General features: G+C 69.5%; 14 protein-coding genes. 8 read left to right on the forward strand and 6 right to left on the reverse strand.

Annotation, left to right across the window (positions count from 1 at the left end):
- Positions 1-135 precede the first annotated feature (135 nt).
- The gene (locus ABZ876_RS01850) at positions 136-1,599 is read left to right on the forward strand and encodes a catalase (protein ID WP_361772739.1); all 1,464 of its coding nucleotides are present in this window, start codon (positions 136-138) and stop codon (positions 1,597-1,599) included.
- 58 nt (positions 1,600-1,657) lie between these two features.
- Here ABZ876_RS01850 and ABZ876_RS01855 read toward each other — a convergent pair whose 3' ends face one another.
- Complete coding sequence (locus ABZ876_RS01855) at positions 1,658-4,024, reverse strand: transglycosylase domain-containing protein (protein ID WP_361772742.1); 2,367 nt, start codon at positions 4,022-4,024, stop codon at positions 1,658-1,660.
- A 240-nt stretch (positions 4,025-4,264) separates the two neighbouring features.
- Between ABZ876_RS01855 and ABZ876_RS01860 the strand changes: the two genes are divergently transcribed.
- The 5 genes from ABZ876_RS01860 to ABZ876_RS01880 all read left to right on the forward strand — a co-directional run bounded on the left by ABZ876_RS01860 (position 4,265) and on the right by ABZ876_RS01880 (position 9,138).
- The gene (locus ABZ876_RS01860; protein WP_361772745.1) at positions 4,265-5,200 is read left to right on the forward strand and encodes an SPFH domain-containing protein; all 936 of its coding nucleotides are present in this window, start codon (positions 4,265-4,267) and stop codon (positions 5,198-5,200) included.
- On the forward strand, positions 5,197-5,445 hold the full coding sequence (locus ABZ876_RS01865; RefSeq protein ID WP_361772748.1) for a hypothetical protein: 249 nt from the start codon (positions 5,197-5,199) through the stop codon (positions 5,443-5,445). The genes ABZ876_RS01860 and ABZ876_RS01865 overlap by 4 nt, the downstream gene beginning before the upstream one ends.
- A gap of 155 nt (positions 5,446-5,600) precedes the next feature.
- The gene (locus ABZ876_RS01870; protein WP_361772751.1) at positions 5,601-6,125 is read left to right on the forward strand and encodes a PadR family transcriptional regulator; all 525 of its coding nucleotides are present in this window, start codon (positions 5,601-5,603) and stop codon (positions 6,123-6,125) included.
- Positions 6,122-6,811, forward strand: coding sequence for an ABC transporter ATP-binding protein (locus ABZ876_RS01875; protein ID WP_361772754.1), 690 nt, complete (start codon positions 6,122-6,124; stop codon positions 6,809-6,811). The genes ABZ876_RS01870 and ABZ876_RS01875 overlap by 4 nt, the downstream gene beginning before the upstream one ends.
- Positions 6,808-9,138, forward strand: a complete 2,331-nt coding sequence (locus ABZ876_RS01880) for an FtsX-like permease family protein (RefSeq protein WP_361772757.1) — start codon at positions 6,808-6,810, stop codon at positions 9,136-9,138. Before ABZ876_RS01875 ends, ABZ876_RS01880 begins: the two co-directional genes overlap by 4 nt.
- A gap of 82 nt (positions 9,139-9,220) precedes the next feature.
- Here the strand turns inward: ABZ876_RS01880 and ABZ876_RS01885 are convergent, their stop codons facing one another.
- Positions 9,221-10,177, reverse strand: a complete 957-nt coding sequence (locus tag ABZ876_RS01885; protein ID WP_361773870.1) for a LysR substrate-binding domain-containing protein — start codon at positions 10,175-10,177, stop codon at positions 9,221-9,223.
- Between the two features lie 158 nt (positions 10,178-10,335).
- On the opposite strand from ABZ876_RS01885, the gene ABZ876_RS01890 reads away from it, so the two are divergent.
- Together ABZ876_RS01890 and ABZ876_RS01895 are read left to right on the forward strand one after the other, a co-directional pair.
- Positions 10,336-10,890: a peroxiredoxin gene (locus ABZ876_RS01890; RefSeq protein WP_361772760.1), complete on the forward strand. Its 555-nt coding sequence runs from the start codon at positions 10,336-10,338 to the stop codon at positions 10,888-10,890.
- A gap of 4 nt (positions 10,891-10,894) precedes the next feature.
- Positions 10,895-11,428, forward strand: coding sequence for an alkyl hydroperoxide reductase (locus tag ABZ876_RS01895; RefSeq protein ID WP_361773873.1), 534 nt, complete (start codon positions 10,895-10,897; stop codon positions 11,426-11,428).
- 66 nt (positions 11,429-11,494) lie between these two features.
- Here the strand turns inward: ABZ876_RS01895 and ABZ876_RS01900 are convergent, their stop codons facing one another.
- The 4 genes from ABZ876_RS01900 to ABZ876_RS01915 all read right to left on the reverse strand — a co-directional run bounded on the left by ABZ876_RS01900 (position 11,495) and on the right by ABZ876_RS01915 (position 16,514).
- Positions 11,495-12,808, reverse strand: a complete 1,314-nt coding sequence (locus ABZ876_RS01900; protein ID WP_361772763.1) for an AI-2E family transporter — start codon at positions 12,806-12,808, stop codon at positions 11,495-11,497.
- Positions 12,809-12,979: 171 nt separating this feature from the next.
- Positions 12,980-13,696, reverse strand: coding sequence for a transglycosylase SLT domain-containing protein (locus ABZ876_RS01905; RefSeq protein ID WP_361772766.1), 717 nt, complete (start codon positions 13,694-13,696; stop codon positions 12,980-12,982).
- Between the two features lie 396 nt (positions 13,697-14,092).
- A complete protein-coding gene (locus ABZ876_RS01910; RefSeq protein ID WP_361772769.1) occupies positions 14,093-15,418 on the reverse strand; it encodes a PhoH family protein in 1,326 nt (441 codons plus the stop codon).
- A gap of 322 nt (positions 15,419-15,740) precedes the next feature.
- On the reverse strand, positions 15,741-16,514 hold the full coding sequence (locus tag ABZ876_RS01915) for an isoprenyl transferase (protein ID WP_361772772.1): 774 nt from the start codon (positions 16,512-16,514) through the stop codon (positions 15,741-15,743).
- Between the last annotated feature and the right edge of the window lie 159 nt (positions 16,515-16,673).

Below are 16,673 nucleotides of genomic sequence, written 5' to 3' on the forward strand. Positions count from 1 at the left end.
AGGCCCCCGATCACCGCCTGGAAGAGAGCCGGAATTGGACCCCGTCCAAATGTTGCCGATGTCCCGTCGGCGGAGTTGACTGCTGGGGTGACCGAGGCGACCCGACCGACCCTTAAGCACGACGGGAGGACGCTCGTGAGCCAGGTACCCCAGTCGGTTCCCTACACCACCACCAATGCCGGCATCCCGGCGGAGAGCGACGAGCACTCGCTCACCGTCGGCTCGAACGGCCCGATTCTGCTCCAGGATCACTACCTCATCGAGAAGATGGCCCAGTTCAACCGCGAACGGGTCCCCGAGCGGGTGGTACACGCCAAGGGCAGCGGCGCGTACGGATTCTTCGAAGTGACCAACGACGTCAGCCAGTTCACCAAGGCCGACCTCTTCCAGCCCGGCAAGCGCACCGAGATGCTCGCACGCTTCTCCACCGTCGCCGGCGAGCTGGGCTCCCCGGACACCTGGCGCGACCCCCGCGGTTTCGCGCTCAAGTTCTATACGGAGCACGGCAACTACGACCTCGTGGGGAACAACACCCCGGTGTTCTTCGTCCGGGACCCGATGAAATTCCAGGACTTCATCCGCTCCCAGAAGCGCCACCCGGTGACCGGGTTGCGCAACAACGACATGCAGTGGGACTTCTGGACCCTCTCCCCCGAGTCCGCGCACCAGGTGACATGGCTGATGGGCGACCGGGGCATCCCGAAGACGTACCGCCATATGAACGGCTACTCCTCCCACACCTATATGTGGATCAACGGCGGCGGCGAGAAGTTCTGGGTCAAGTACCACATCAAGACCGGCCAGGGCATCGACTTCCTCACCCAGGAGCAGGCCGACGAGCTGGCCGGCAAGGACGCCGACCTGCACCGCCGTGATCTGTACGAGGCGATCGAGCGCGGCGACCACCCGTCCTGGACGATGCATGTACAGGTGATGCCGTTCGAGGACGCACCGGACTACCGGTTCAACCCGTTCGACCTGACCAAGGTGTGGCCGCACGGCGACTACCCGCTGATCGAGGTCGGCCGGATGACCTTGAACAAGAACCCGGAGGACTACTTCGTCCATATCGAGCAGGCCGCGTTCGAGCCGTCCAACATGGTGCCGGGCATCGGCCCGTCCCCGGACAAGATGCTGCTCGGCCGGCTCTTCTCGTACCCGGACACCCACCGCTACCGCATCGGCCCGAACTACACACAGCTGCCGCCCAACCGGCCGCGCGTGGACGTGCGGTCCTACGCCAAGGACGGCCCGATGCGCTACGAGCCCGCGCACACCGCGAGGCCGTACGCGCCCAACTCCTACGGCGGACCGGCCGCGGCCGTCCAGCAGTTCGGCGACCCCGCCGGCTGGCAGACGGCGGGCGAGATGGTGCGGGAGGCGTACCGGCTGCACCGCGAGGACGACGACTTCGGCCAGGCCCACACCATGGTCCGCCAGGTCCTGGACGAGGCGGCCCGTGACCGGCTGGTCTCCAATGTCACCGGGCACCTGCTTCAGGGCGTCTCCCGCCCGGTCATGGACCGCGCGTTGCAGTACTGGCGCAACATCGACAAGGAGGTCGGCGACCGTATCGCCAACAACGTCAACGGAGGCTGACGCCTACGACGAGGAGGGCGCCCGGTGGCAGGTCCACCGGGCGCCCTCGCGCTCCTTGCTACTGCGCCTCCGGATCGAGCGGATCCACCGGAGTCGTCGGCGGCGTGGTCGCCGGAGTGCTCGGTGCGTTCGTCGTCGGCGTCTGGGTGGGCGACTGGCTCGGAGTCGGCGGAGCCGAGCTCGTCGGCGGCTGGGACGTCGGCTTCTGCGTGGTCGGCGTCGACGACGGAGTGCTGGTGGGCGACTGCGAGAGGGTCGGCGTCACACTCGGCTGGACCGCCGCGCCCTGCGTGGTCTCCAGGTCGAACCTGCTGACCTCGCCCATCGCCTCGAAGGTGTACGCGGCCCAGATCTGCGCCGGGTACCCACCGCCGTTGATACGGCCGCTGCCCGGAATGCGGCCCGTGGCGCCCGTCAGGCCGACCTGGGCGCCGTTCTTGGCGCTCTCGCCGAACAGGCCGACGGAGGTGACCAGGTCGGGCGTGTAGCCGGTGAACCAGGCCGACTTGTTGTTGTCGGACGTGCCCGTCTTGCCGGCGACCTGCTGGCCGCGGCGCGCCGGGTTCTCCCGGACCGACGTCTGGGCCGTACCGTCGTCGACCACGCCGGTGAGGACCGAGGTGACCGTGTCGGCGGCCGTGCGGCTGATGACCTGGCTGCCGATCGGGTCGGGGAGCTTGACCGTGCTGTCCTTGTGCTCGGCCGACTTGATGATCGCCGGGGTGACCTTCCGGCCGTGGTTGTCGAGGGTGGCGTAGATGCCGGCCATCTCCAGCGGGCTCGCGCCCATGCTGCCGAGGGTCTGCGCGGGCACGGCCGGCAGGCCCTTGGTGTCCATCCCGAGCGAGTTCGCGACCTTCAGCACCTCGGGCATGCCGACGTCGACGCCCATCTGCGCGAAGACCGAGTTGACGGACTTGTTCATCGCCGTCTGGACGGTGATGGGGCCGTAGTCCTGGTCGTCCTCGTTCGGCGGGGCGAAGCCGATCGCGCTGCCCTTGACCGGGCGGCGGCTCGTGCCGTCGTAGATCGTGTTCGCGGTGATCGCCCGGCCGTCCTGCGTCTTGGCCTGGTCCTCCAGCGCGGCCGCGAGGATCAGCGGCTTGAAGGTGGAGGCGGGCTGGTAGTCACGGCGCGTCGCGTTGTTGCGGAAGTGCTTGAAGTAGTCCAGGCCGCCGTACATGGCGAGCACCCGGCCCCTCTTCGGGTCGACCGACACGGCCCCGGGCTGGACATCACCGTCGACGGAACGCTTCTTCGGGTTCAGCTTGCTGGTCAGCTGCTGCTTGACCGCCTGTTCCAGCTCGCGCTGCTTCTTCTTGTCGATGTTCACCGTGATGGTCCAGCCGCCGGCCTTCACCAGCGCCTCCGCGTCACCGATGGAGGCGGCGGTGCCCTGGGCGACCAGCTGCTTCTCCAGCTCCGCGTTGGCCGCGTCCACCAGATAGCCGGTCTGCCCCTCCATGCCGGGCGCCGCCTTGGGCGCCTTCGGCACCGGGAACTTCATGGCCCGGCGCTCGCCCGCGTCCAGCCAGTGCATCTGCACCATGTTGTCCAGGACGTAGTTCCACCGGTTCTGCACCAGCTTCTTGCCGGTGTCGCTGGCGATGGCCCAGTCGTACTGGTTCGGCGCCTGGAGCAGAGAGGCGAGGTACGCGCCCTGCTCGACCGTGAGCTTCTTGGCGTCCTTGCCGTAGTACGCCTGCGCGGCGGCCTGGATGCCGTAGGCGCCGCGGCCGTAGTAGCTGGTGTTGATGTAGCCCGCGAGGATGTACTCCTTGGACTTCTTGCGGTCCAGCTTCAGCGAGATGACCAGTTCCTTCAGCTTGCGCGTGACGGTCTGGTTCTGGTTCAGGTAGTAGTTCTTGACGTACTGCTGGGTGATCGTCGAACCACCCTGGGCGCCCTTGCCGGAGAGGGTGTTGAGCAGACCGCGGGCCGTGCCCTTCAGATCGACGCCGGAGTCGTCGTAGAAGGTCTTGTTCTCGGCCGCGACGAAGGTGTGCTGGACGGCCTTGGGGACCTCGGCGAGGGCGACGTTCTCCCGGTTGATCTCGCCGGTGCGGGCGAGGATCGTGCCGTCGCCGTACTTGTAGACGTTGCTCTGCAGCTTGGCGGTGGCGTTGCCCTCCGGGATGGGCGTCACGATGTACAGGAGCACGAACGCGCCCATGGTCAGCAGCACGAAGCCGAACAGCGAGCCGACGACCTTCTTCCAGGTGAAGAACCGGCGTATGCCGCTCTTCCCGGACTTCCCGTTCCTCGCGGCCCTGGCGCCCCCGCCGCGCGCGGCGGCCCGGCCGCCCGCCGACGGGGAGTTGGTGGTCCCGGCGGTCCCCGGGGTCCCGGCCGTCCCGGACGAGCGCTTGGGCGCCGCGCGGCGGCCACCGCGCTGCCGCGCTCGTCTCTCTTCCGCTCGTCCCATGAGTGGATCCCGCTCCGCTTCCTTCTCGGCTGTCACACAGGTACGTGGCCAGGTCAGCTCAGAAAGCTAACACCGCGCGGTACGACAAAGGGGCGGCGATCCCCCCTTTTACGGACGTGACAAACCGCACCTGTCCCACCGGAACCGACGATCAGAAGGCGTGGAAGGTTGTTCAGGCCGGGTAATGTGATATCACTTAGATAAGTCAGAGCTATGTACGAAAACGGGGGGACACCACCCATGTCGACACAAGACGCCTCCACCGCCGCCGACATACCGGAGATGCCGAGTCCGCGCGTACGGGAGTTCCCGGCGCACAGCGTGGGCGGCGGCACGGCGCTGCTGCTGGGACTGGCCGGGCTGGCGCTGGGGGTGGTCCTGGTGGCCTGGGGCTCGACGCTCGCCGCGCCCGGCGCCAAGGCCGCACTGATCGCCGTCGGCGTCCTGGCCGGCCTCGCGGCGGTCACCGGTATGGGCGGTCTGAACACGGTGGCGCCGGGCGAGGCCCGGGTCGTGCAGCTCTTCGGGCGCTACCGCGGCACGATCCGGCAGGACGGACTGCGCTGGGTGAACCCCTTCACCTCCCGCACCAAGATCTCCACCCGGGTCCGCAACCACGAGACCGCCGTCCTGAAGGTCAACGACGCGTACGGCAACCCGATCGAGCTGGCGGCGGTGGTGGTCTGGAAGGTCGAGGACACCGCGCAGGCCACCTTCGAGGTGGACGACTTCCTGGAGTTCGTCGCCACGCAGACCGAGGCGGCTGTGCGGCACATCGCCATCGAGTACCCCTACGACGCCCACGAGGAGAACGCGCTCTCGCTGCGCGGCAACGCCGAGGAGATCACCGAGAAGCTCGCCGTCGAGCTGCACGCGCGCGTGGAGGCGGCCGGGGTGCAGATCATCGAGTCCCGCTTCACGCATCTCGCGTACGCTCCGGAGATCGCCTCCGCGATGCTCCAGCGGCAGCAGGCCGGCGCGGTGGTCGCCGCGCGACGGCAGATCGTCGACGGTGCGGTCGGGATGGTCGAGGCGGCGCTCGCCCGGATCGCCGAGCGGGACATCGTGGAGCTGGACGAGGAGCGGAAGGCGGCGATGGTGTCGAACCTGATGGTGGTGCTGTGCGGGGACCGGGCACCGCAGCCCGTACTCAACACGGGGTCTCTCTACCAGTGACGGCCTCCTCCGGGGGCCCGGCCCCCCAGCGCCGGCCGCAGCAGCGCAAGCAGGTGCTGCTGCGGCTGGACCCGTCGGTGTACGAGGCATTGGCCCGCTGGGCCTCGGACGAACTGCGCTCCGCCAACGCGCAGATCGAGTTCCTGCTGCGGCGCGCCCTGGCGGAGGCCGGGCGCCTGCCCGGCGGGGCCGGACCGATCCCCCGGCGGGGACGGCCGCCGGCTTCGGGCGAGCCGGAGAGGTAGCGCGGCAGGCAGGGCGACGCCCGGACCAGAACGGCACTCTGGCCGTGTAGCAGAACCGTGACAAACGCCCGTCACCAGCACGGACACCCCTTGGACCAAGATCTATACGCGCCATGTATACCCCATGTGTATACGCCGTATGTACAGTGCTCCTCATGTCCATCGGTCACACCCTCCTAGGACTCCTGGAGTCCGGGCCCCGCCATGGTTACGACCTCAAGCGGGCCTTCGACGAGAAGTTCGGTCACGACCGGCCGCTGCACTACGGCCAGGTCTACTCGACGATGTCCCGTCTGCTGAAGAACGGACTCGTCGAAGTCGACGGGATCGAGGCGGGCGGCGGCCCCGAGCGCAAGCGGTACGCGATCACCGAAGCCGGGATCACCGACGTACAGCGGTGGCTCGCGACCCCGGAGAAGCCCGAGCCGTATCTTCAGTCGACCCTCTACACCAAGGTCGTCCTCGCCCTGCTCACGCACCGCGACGCGGCCGACATCCTCGACACCCAGCGCGCCGAGCACCTGCGCATGATGCGGATCCTGACCGACCGCAAGCGCAAGGGCGACCTGGCCGACCAGCTGATCTGCGACCACGCGCTGTTCCACCTCGAGGCCGACCTGCGCTGGCTGGAGCTGACCGCGGCGCGGCTCGGGAAGCTCGCGGAGGCGGTGACCAAGTGACTCCTCCTCCCGGTTCCCTGCTCGCCGCCCAGGACCTGCGCAAGGCGTACGGGCCGACCGTCGCCCTGGACGGAGCCGAGTTCTCCATCCACCCGGGCGAGATCGTCGCCGTGATGGGCCCCTCCGGGTCCGGCAAGTCGACCCTGCTGCACTGCCTCGCCGGGATCGTGCCGCCCGACTCGGGCTCGATCACCTACAACGACCGTGAGATGGCCCGCATGAGCGACGCCGAGCGCAGCCTGCTGCGGCGCACCGAGTTCGGGTTCGTCTTCCAGTTCGGGCAGCTGGTGCCCGAACTGACCTGCGTGGAGAACGTGGCCCTTCCGCTGCGGCTGAACGGCACCTCGCGCAAGGAGGCCGAGCGGACCGCCCTGTCCTGGATGGCCCGGCTGGAGGTCGACGACCTGGCCCGGAAACGGCCCGGGGAGATCTCCGGCGGTCAGGGGCAGCGCGTCGCCGTCGCCCGTGCCCTGGTCACCAGCCCGCGCGTGCTGTTCGCGGACGAGCCCACGGGCGCACTGGACTCCCTCAACGGCGAGCGCGTGATGGAGCTGCTCACCGAGGCGGCCCGGTCCACCAACGCGGCCGTCGTGCTGGTCACGCACGAGGCACGGGTCGCCGCGTACTCCGACCGCGAGATCGTCGTACGGGACGGCAAGTCCCGGGACATGGAGCGCATCGTATGAGGGCGCGCCAGTGGGGCAGGGACCTGGCCATGGGGGCCAGATTCGCGTTCACGGGCGGGCGCGAGGGCTGGGTCCGGCTGCTCCTCACCGCCGTCGGCGTCGGCCTCGGGGTGGCTCTGCTGCTGCTCACCACCGCCCTGCCGGGCGCGCTCGCGGCCCGCCACGACCGGGACAAGGCGCGCGCGGACCACACCTACAGCCAAGAGGTGCGGCCCAAGGGCGACAACACCCTGGTCATCGCGGACATCGACACCACGTTCCGCTCCAAGGACGTCCGCGGACGGGTGATGGAGCCCGAGGGTGCACGGGCTCCGCTGCCGCCCGGGCTGGAGAGATTCCCCAAGCCGGGCGAGATGGTGGTCTCCCCCGCGCTGAAGACGCTGCTCGCGTCCGGCGAGGGGCGACTGCTGCGGGACCGGCTGCCGTACCGGATCACCGGCACCATCGCGGAGAACGGGCTCGTCGGCTCGCACGAACTCACCTACTACGCGGGCGCCAAGGGGCTCGCGGCGGAGATCAACCCGCCGAACGTGGCCCGGATCGACAGCTTCGGGGACCCCGGCCTCACTCCCGAGAAGTCGGATCCCGTCCTGATCCTGCTGATGCTCGTCGTATTCGTCGTGCTGCTCATGCCCGTCGGCGTCTTCATCGCGGCGGCCGTGCGGTTCGGCGGCGAACGGCGCGACCGGCGGCTCGCCGCGCTGCGCCTCGTCGGCTCCGACGGCGGGATGACCCGGCGGATCGCCGCGGGTGAGGCGCTCGCGGGGGCGGTGCTCGGGCTGGCCTTCGGCACCGTCTTCTTCCTGATCGCCCGTCAGGCCGCCGGTTCGGCCGAGGTCTTCGGCATCAGCGTCTTCCCCAGCTATCTGAACCCCTCCCCCGCGCTGGCCCTGCTGGTGGCAACCGCCGTTCCGGCGGCCGCGGTGCTGGTTACCCTGTTCGCGCTGCGGGGCGTGGTCATCGAGCCGCTCGGCGTGGTGCGCACGGCGAAGCCCGCGCGGCGCCGGCTGTGGTGGCGGCTGCTGCTGCCGCTCGGCGGCCTGGCGATGCTCTACCCGATGGTGGGGCAGGGGCGGACGAACGGCGACTTCAACGAGTACCTGGTCGTCGGCGGCGTCCTGCTGCTGCTGGTCGGTGTGACGGCGCTGCTGCCGTGGGTCGTCGAGGCCGTCGTGGCCCGGCTGAACTCCGGCGGGGTGGCCTGGCAACTGGCGGTGCGCAGGCTCCAGTTGAGCAGCGGCACGGCGGCCCGCATGGTCAACGGGATCGCGGTGGCGGTGGCCGGCGCGATCGCCCTTCAGATGCTGTTCTCAGGCGTCGCGGCCGACTACACCAAGCAGTCGCGGAACGACCTGTCGCGGGCCCAGATGCAGGTGCACCTGCCGGACGGTGTGCCCATCGGCGCGGCCGCCCGGGAGTTCTCCGCCACCCAGGGCGTACGGAAGGTCACGGCCCTGTCCAGCGGCGACCTCGGCGACAGGCGCAAGGACCCCGGCATGTCCAGCGAGCTCAGCGTCGGCGACTGCGCCGCCCTGCGCGAGCTGGCCACGCTGCCCTCGTGCCGCGACGGTGACGTGTTCACCGTGCGGGGAGCGGAATACGACACCGACACACAGAAGCTGGCCAAGCCGGGCCGGACGCTGTACGTCGACCCGTCCTACGGCGACGAGCGCAACGCCGAGGTCGCCTGGACCGTGCCGGGCACCCTGAAGCAGGCCCAGTCCATCAAGGACCCGACGGGGGTGAAGCGCGGCGGCATCCTGATGACGCCGGGCGCGCTGCCCGAGCGGGCCGCGGCGTCGGTCCGCGGGCAGATCTATCTGTCGCTCGACGAGTCCGTGCCGGACGTGCTCGAGTACGCGCGGAACACGGCGGCGCGTGTCGATGTGCGGGCGGACCCCATGGTGTGGGCGGCCTCGGAGCAGTCCCGCAGGTTCACCTCCATCCGCACCGGACTCTTCGTCGGCGCCACCTGTGTGCTGGCGCTGATCGGCGCGAGCCTGCTGGTTTCCCAGCTGGAGCAGCTGCGCGAGCGCAAGAAGCTGCTGTCGTCGCTGGTCGCCTTCGGCACCAGGCGCCGCACGCTGAGCCTGTCGGTGCTGTGGCAGACGGCGATACCGATCGCGCTGGGTCTGCTGCTGGCGTCGGCGGTCGGACTGGCGCTGGGCGCGATCCTGCTGAAGATGTCCGGCGCGTCGGTGACCGTGGACTGGGCGAGCATGCTGACGATGACCGGCATCGGCGCGGGAGTGGTGCTGCTGGTGACGGTGCTCAGCCTGCCGCCGCTGCTGCGGCTGTTGCGGCCGGACGGTCTACGCACCGAGTGACCGCCGGCCGACCGTGCGGGCCCCCTTCTCCGGCCGGGGAAGGGGGCCCGCACGCGTTCACGGGCGGGTGGCCCGTTGGCGGTCAGGCGCCGGCTTCGAGCACCCGTACCGGCAGCGGGCGCAGGGCGCCGCGCAATGCCTCGGCCAGTTCCTCGTACTCGGCGCCCCGGGCGGCGCCCGCGCGCATAGCGAAGGCGACGCGCCGGGTCGGGGCCGGGTCCGCGAAGTAGCCGGTGAGGAGCTGGTTGCTGCGGGTGGTCTCCACCTTGAGGGCGGTGTGGGGCAGCAGGGTCACACCGAGGCCGCCGGCCACGAGCTGGACGAGGGTGGACAGACCGGCGGCGGTCGTGGTCACGGGTGCGTCCTCACGGCCGGCCTCCCGGCAGATGTCGAGGGCCTGGTCCCGCAGGCAGTGTCCCTCGTCGAGGAGCAGCAGGTTCAGCTCGCGCAGCGCCTCCCGCGGTATCCCCTCCCGTCCGCCGAGCCAGTGGTCGAGCGGGGTGACGAGCACGAAGTCCTCGTCGAAAAGGGGAAGTTCGACGACACCGGGCACCCCCAGGGGCACCGCGAGGAGCAGCAGGTCCAGGCGGCCGGTGGTGAGCCCGTCGAGCAGGTTGGCGGTCTGTTCCTCGTGGACCTGGAGGTCGAGGTGCGGATAGCGGTCGTGGACGAGCTTGAGGACGGTGGGCAGCAGGTACGGCGCGACGGTCGGGATCACCCCGAGCCGCAGTATCCCGGTGAAGGGCGCCCGGACGGCCTCGGCCTCCTCCAGGAGCGCGCCGACCTCGTCCAGCACCGCCTTGGCCCGCACGGCGAGACGTTCACCGGCGGGCGAGAGGAGCACCTTGCGGGTGGTGCGCTCCAGCAGGGTGACGCCGAGCACCTCCTCCAGGGCGGAGACGGCGCCCGACAGCGCGGGCTGGCTCATGCCGATCGCGGCGGCGGCGTCCCGGAAGTGGAGGTGCTCGGCGACGGCGGCGAAGGCCCGCAGCTGGGCGAGACTGGGCTGGCGGCGCCCATGGGACCTGGCACCGGCCATGGCGTACCCCTTACTGATTGTCACTGATAGTCCTCACCGATCAACGCGACCGAGTGTAGCTATTTCCCGAATCAATCGACCCTGTGCCAGGATCGTGAGAGTCCAACCCATGAGAAACACCTTGCCCCCAAGGTGCTTCTGTGCTGCAAGGAGAGCGTGTGCTCACTGTCGGTGACAAGTTCCCCGAGTTCGAACTGTCCGCCTGCGTCTCGCTGGAGAAGGGCAAGGAGTTCGAGCAGATCAACCACAAGACCTACGAGGGCAAGTGGAAGATCGTCTTCGCGTGGCCCAAGGACTTCACCTTCGTGTGCCCGACCGAGATCGCGGCCTTCGGCAAGCTGAACGACGAGTTCGCCGACCGTGACGCCCAGATCCTCGGCTTCTCCGGCGACTCCGAGTTCGTGCACCACGCCTGGCGCAAGGACCACCCGGACCTGCGCGAGCTGCCGTTCCCGATGATGGCCGACTCGAAGCACGAGCTGATGCGCGCCCTGGGCATCGAGGGCGAGGACGGCTTCGCGCAGCGTGCCGTCTTCATCGTGGACCAGAACAACGAGATCCAGTTCACCATGGTGACCGCGGGTTCCGTCGGCCGTAACCCGAAGGAGGTCCTGCGGGTACTGGACGCCCTGCAGACCGACGAGCTGTGCCCGTGCAACTGGAGCAAGGGCGACGAGACCCTGGACCCGGTCAAGCTGCTGGCCGGTGAGTGACCCGATGTCCCTCGACTCGCTCAAGAACGCCCTGCCGGACTACGCCAAGGACCTGAAGCTCAACCTGGGCTCGGTCATCGGCAACTCCGACCTGCCGGCCCAGCAGCTGTGGGGCACGGTGCTGGCGACGGCGATCGCGTCGCGCTCGGCGATCGTGCTGCGTGAGCTGGAGCCCGAGGCGAAGGCGAACCTCACGCCCGAGGCGTACACCGCGGCCAAGGCCGCGGCCGCCGTCATGGCGATGAACAACGTCTTCTACCGCACGCGCCACCTGCTCTCGGACCACGAGTACGGCACCCTGCGCGCGGGTCTGCGGATGAACGTCATCGGCAACCCCGGGGTCGACAAGGTCGACTTCGAGCTGTGGTCGTTCGCCGTGTCCGCGATCAACGGCTGCGGGATGTGCCTGGACTCCCACGAGCAGGTCCTGCGCAAGGCGGGCCTGGAGCGTGAGGTCATCCAGGAATCCTTCAAGATCGCTTCGGTGATCCAGGCGGTCGGCGTGACGCTCGACGCGGAGGCCGTCCTGGCCGAATGACGGCCGCACTGCCCAAGGGGCCCGCCCCCAGCTACCGCTGGGGGCGGGCCCCTTCGTATGCGCCTGCTAGGCCGAGGGCGCCTCGTCCATCGGCGCGTTCGCCGGGTTCTCGGCGGGCGCCATCGCGAGGTCCGGCTGGGTCTGCTGATGAGGCAGGGCGTTCGCGTACGACCGCAGATAGCCCACCACGGTGTTCGACACCGCCACCAGCGGTACCGCCACCACGGCTCCGCCGATCCCGGCGATCATCCCGCCGGCCGTCACCGACAGCACCACCGCCAGCGGGTGGACCCGGACCGCCCGGCCCAGGATGAACGGCTGGAGGATGTGGCCCTCGATCTGCTGGACGGCGAGCACCACGACCAGCGTCATGATCGCGGTGAAGACGCCCTGCGTCACCAGCGCCACCACCACCGCCAGCGCACCCGAGGCCACCGCGCCCACCAGGGGGATGAAGGAGAACAGGAAGATGAAGACGGCGAGCGGCACGGCCATGGGGACGTTCAGGAAGTAGATCCCCAGGCCGATGAAGATCGCGTCGATCAGGGCCACGATCACCGTGCCGCGCACATACGCGGTCAGCGTGCGCCACGCCCGCGGACCCGCGCCCGCGACCCCCGGCCGCGCCGCGGACGGCACCAGCTTCAGCGTCCACTCCCAGATGCGCCGGCCGTCGTAGAGCAGGAAGAGGGTGGAGAACATGGTCAGGAGGAGGCCGGTCAGCGCCTCCACGATGACCGTCACGCCCTCCAGACCCGCCGAGGTGATCTGGTCGGTGTTGGCGCCGACCGCCTCCCGCAGGTTCTTCGCGATCTCGTTGATCTGCTTGTCCGTGACGTGGAAGGGGCTGTGCAGCAGCCACTTGCGCAACTCGTCGATGCCGTCCTGGATCTGGGTGGAGAGCGAGTCGATGTTCTCCATGACCTGCCAGGTCACGAACCACCCGATCAGCCCCATGATGACGAAGCCGAGGATGGCGGTCAGCGCGGTCGCCGGCCCGCGCGGCACGCCACGACGTTTCAGCCATGCCACGGTCGGCTGGAGCAGCGCGGTGATGAGCAGCGCGCACACGAAGGCGAGCACCACCAGCTGTACGGCGCTGATGACCCGCATCAGCACCCAGACCGTGCCCGCGAGGACGAGCAGCCGCCAGCCCGCCTCGGCCGCGACCCGTACGCCCCAGGGGACGGCCTCCACGGGGTGCGGGCGCGGCTGTTGCACGGCGGGCGCGTACGTCGTCGGAGGCACGGGGTCCGCCGGCGGGGGCAGCTCGGGCTCGGCGTGCCCCTTCGCCACCTCGGCGCGCCGCTCGTCCAGCCGCTCACCCACCTGGGTGATCCCGGCACCGATCCGTGCCAGCCAGCCCGGCAGTTGCGACATGATCCGTCCTCTTCCCCCGTGTCCCCGGGTGCTCCCCACCACTCCCCCTGGAGTCGTCGCCTCCGACCGTACATGGCTGATGCCGATGGCCGTGAACGGCCGTAGCCCCTCACCCGAAGACGGTGAGGGGCTGCGCAAGGTTGAGCGGCCGGGCGCGGGCGGACCCGCGGCTCAGTACCAGTGGTTGGCCTGCCAGAACGACCAGGCCTCACACGGGCTGCCGTACCGGCTGTTCATGTAGTTGAGGCCCCACTTGATCTGCGTGGCCGGGTTGGTCTGCCAGTCGGCACCGACGGAAGACATCTTGGAGCCGGGCAGCGCCTGGAAGAGGCCGTAGGCGCCGGAGGAGGCGTTGACCGCCCGGTAGTTCCAGCTGGACTCGTGGTCCACGATGTTGCTGAAGCACTGGAACTGGCCGGCCCCCACCATCTGACGCGCCATCGCCTGGATCTGCGCGACCGAGTAGGAGCTCTGAGCCGGGAAGCTGGACGCGTCACGGGTCGCGTCTCGGCTTGCCTTGGCCTCGGCCTCCTTGCGGGCCTTGGCCGCCTCTTCGGCCGCCTCGGCCGCCTTCTGCTTGGCGACCGCGTTCGCGGCCGCCTGCTTGCGGGCCGCCTCCTCGGCGTCCTTCTTGGCGCTCGCGTCCGCGGCGATGGCCTGTGCGTCGGCCTGCTGCGTCAGCGACTCGGTCTGCACCTGGGCCTGCTGACCCGCGGGTATGTCCGCGAGGAGCGTCGTCTCGTTGGCCGTTGCCTCGGCGTCGAGCGAGGGCTGCCCAGTGCTGCCCGAGGCAACACCGGTGACGGCGCCGACAGCGGTGACCGCCGTGGCCGAGGCCACTGCGAATCCCCGGACCGAAATCCGGCTCACACGGTTTCCTTCCAGCATCGCCCGCTTCGGTGACCCTGGCGGACGCAATCGTGCCCCTGACGCTGGCCTCCCAACTGCGGGGTCACGGGAGGCACGGGCCCGGTGGGCAACTTCCGCGAAGGAAGCGCCGCGTGGTGCTCGGGCGGCATACGACGGCTCTATGGAGTTCTGATGCTTCGGTTGTGCGGTACCGCTGGGGGTACAGCTGTGTCGTATGCGGGGCCTGACAGGAGTGAGACTCTGCCGTAACCGGACGCCGGGTGGCAATTCTGCGTTGAGTGTGAAAGCTCACACCTCGTTTGGCCCAAGGGATTCACGGAAACAGCCGTACGCCAAAGCGCCGCCCGGCTAGGCTCTAGACCTTTGCCGGGCGGCGCCAACCGACGAGTAACTAGCTCACGTTGGGCATGAGGTTCAGATCTGCCCCTCTTCGAGCATTTCGGTCACAAGGGCAGCGATCTGGGACCTCTCGGACCGGGTGAGCGTGACATGCGCGAAGAGCGGATGTCCCTTCAGCTTCTCCACGACGGCGACGACTCCGTCGTACCGGCCCACACGCAGGTTGTCCCGCTGGGCCACGTCATGCGTCAGAACAACCCGTGAATTGGCCCCGATCCGGGACAGAACGGTCAGCAGAACATTCCGTTCGAGTGACTGGGCCTCGTCCACGATCACGAAGGCGTCGTGCAGGGAACGGCCGCGGATATGGGTGAGCGGGAGGACCTCCAGCATCCCGCGCGCGGTGACCTCTTCGATGACCTCGCGGGTGGTGACCGCGGACAGCGTGTCGAACACCGCCTGCGCCCAGGGGCTCATCTTCTCGGCCTCGGTGCCGGGCAGATAGCCCAGTTCCTGCCCGCCGACCGCGTACAGCGGCCGGAAGACCATCACCTTCTGGTGCTGCCTGCGCTCCAGCACCGCCTCCAGGCCCGCGCACAGCGCCAGCGCGGACTTGCCGGTGCCGGCCCGGCCGCCCATCGACACGATCCCGACATCCGGGTCGAGCAGCAGGTCGAGGGCGATCCGCTGCTCGGCGCTGCGGCCCTTGATCCCGAACGCCTCCCGGTCCCCGCGGACGAGACGGACATTGCCCTCCGCCGTGACGCGGCCCAGCGCCTTGCCCCGCTCCGACTGGATCGTCAGGCCGGTGTGGACGGGCAGGCCGGCGGCCTCGGACACATGCACGTGACCCTCTTCGAACAGGATGTCCACCTGTTCGGCCGACAGGGTCAGTTCGGACATGCCGGTCCAGCCGGAGGAGTCCGTGATGGCCAGCTCCGCGCGGTACTCCTCGGCGAGGAGCCCGACCGAGGACGCCTTGATCCTCAGCGGGAGGTCCTTCGACACGACGGTGACGTCGAACCCCTCCGCCTGGAGGTTGCGGGCGACCGCGAGAATGCGGGAGTCGTTGTCCCCCAGGCGGTAGCCGGTGGGCAGCACGCTGGGGTCCGAGTGGTTGAGCTCGACCCGGAGGCTCCCGCCGAGGTCCCCGATCGGAATGGGGGCGTCGAGACGGCCGTACCGCACCCGGTAGTCGTCGAGCAGACGCAGGGCCTGCCGGGCGAAGTAGCCGAGTTCGGGATGGTGCCGCTTGGCCTCCAGCTCCGTGACCACGACGACCGGGAGCACGACCTCGTGCTCCTCGAAACGGGTCATGGCGTTCGGGTCGGCCAGCAGGACGCTGGTGTCGAGAACATAGGTGCGCCGGTCTGGCTTGTGGCGCTTTGTGCTGGTCACCACGGAAGGACGTACCCCCTCGGATGAGGTCGGGGAGCGACGAGAAGAAACTGGACCGGTTGCCGGCCGCGATGCACGGGCCGGAAACCGGCCCTCCGCTGCTTCCTCCGTACAGTGACCGCACGGTCGGGCTGGTGCAAAGGGCCTCCCGGGCGGACGGCCCCGAGCCGCCCGCTGAGATACGACACCCGTGGTTCGGGTGTCGACCTGTTTGGCTTATGCCCTCGAACACGCGCCGCCATGCCAGGGCATACGGCGGCAGCCCGGTGAACTCCTCGTGACATCCCCCCATGAGCGGGCACCCAAGTGGGTGACCAGGGGGTGCTCAGCCGCCGTACCGGCGGTGTCGCGCAGCGTAGTCCCGCAGTGCGCGCAGGAAGTCGACCTTACGGAAGGCCGGCCAGAAGACCTCGCAGAAGTAGTACTCCGAATGGGCCGTTTGCCACAGCATGAAACCGGACAACCGCTGTTCGCCGCTCGTTCGGATGACGAGGTCGGGGTCGGGCTGGTCACTGGTGTAGAGGTGCCGGCCGATCAGGTCGACGTCCACGGACTCGGCGAGCTCCTCCATCGACGTGCCCTTGTCATGGGCGTCGAGGATCATCGAGCGGACGGCGTCGGCGATCTCCTGGCGGCCGCCGTAGCCGACGGCGACGTTGACGAGTATCCCGTCGATGTGCGCGGTGGTCTCCTCGGCCCCCTTCAGCGCGGTCTGCACATGCGCCGGCAGCAGGTCGAGCGCGCCGACGTGGTGCACGCGCCAGCGGCCGTCGGCGGCCAGCGAGCGCACGGTGTCCGCGATGATCCCCAGGAGCGGGACCAGCTCCTCCTTCGGCCGGTTCAGATTGTCCGTGGACATCAGCCAGAGGGTGACGACCTCGACGTCCGTCTCGGCACACCAGCCGAGGAACTCCTCGATCTTGTCCGCGCCGGCCTGGTGGCCCTGCGCGGTGGTGGAGCCCGCCGCCTTCGCCCAGCGCCGGTTGCCGTCCATGATGACGCCGATGTGCTTGGGCACCTGAGCGTGGTCCAGGTGACCTTCCACCCGGCGTGCGTACAGCCTGACCAGCAGGCCGCGCAGCTTGTCGCGCAGGTTCACGTGATTGTCAGCCCCTCCGTGCGGATCAGACAGGTGCGGGCGGGTGCGCTCCCCGTCGGATGGCGGTCCCCGGGGGCGAAGCCTACCCCCGCGGAACCGGGGCACCGCCCAGGGGTGTCGGCGGCCCGCCCGGGAGCGCGCCGGTGAACGGAGGGTGCG

The organism is Streptomyces sp. NPDC046931 (genome assembly GCF_040644655.1).
Lineage (GTDB): Bacteria > Actinomycetota > Actinomycetes > Streptomycetales > Streptomycetaceae > Streptomyces.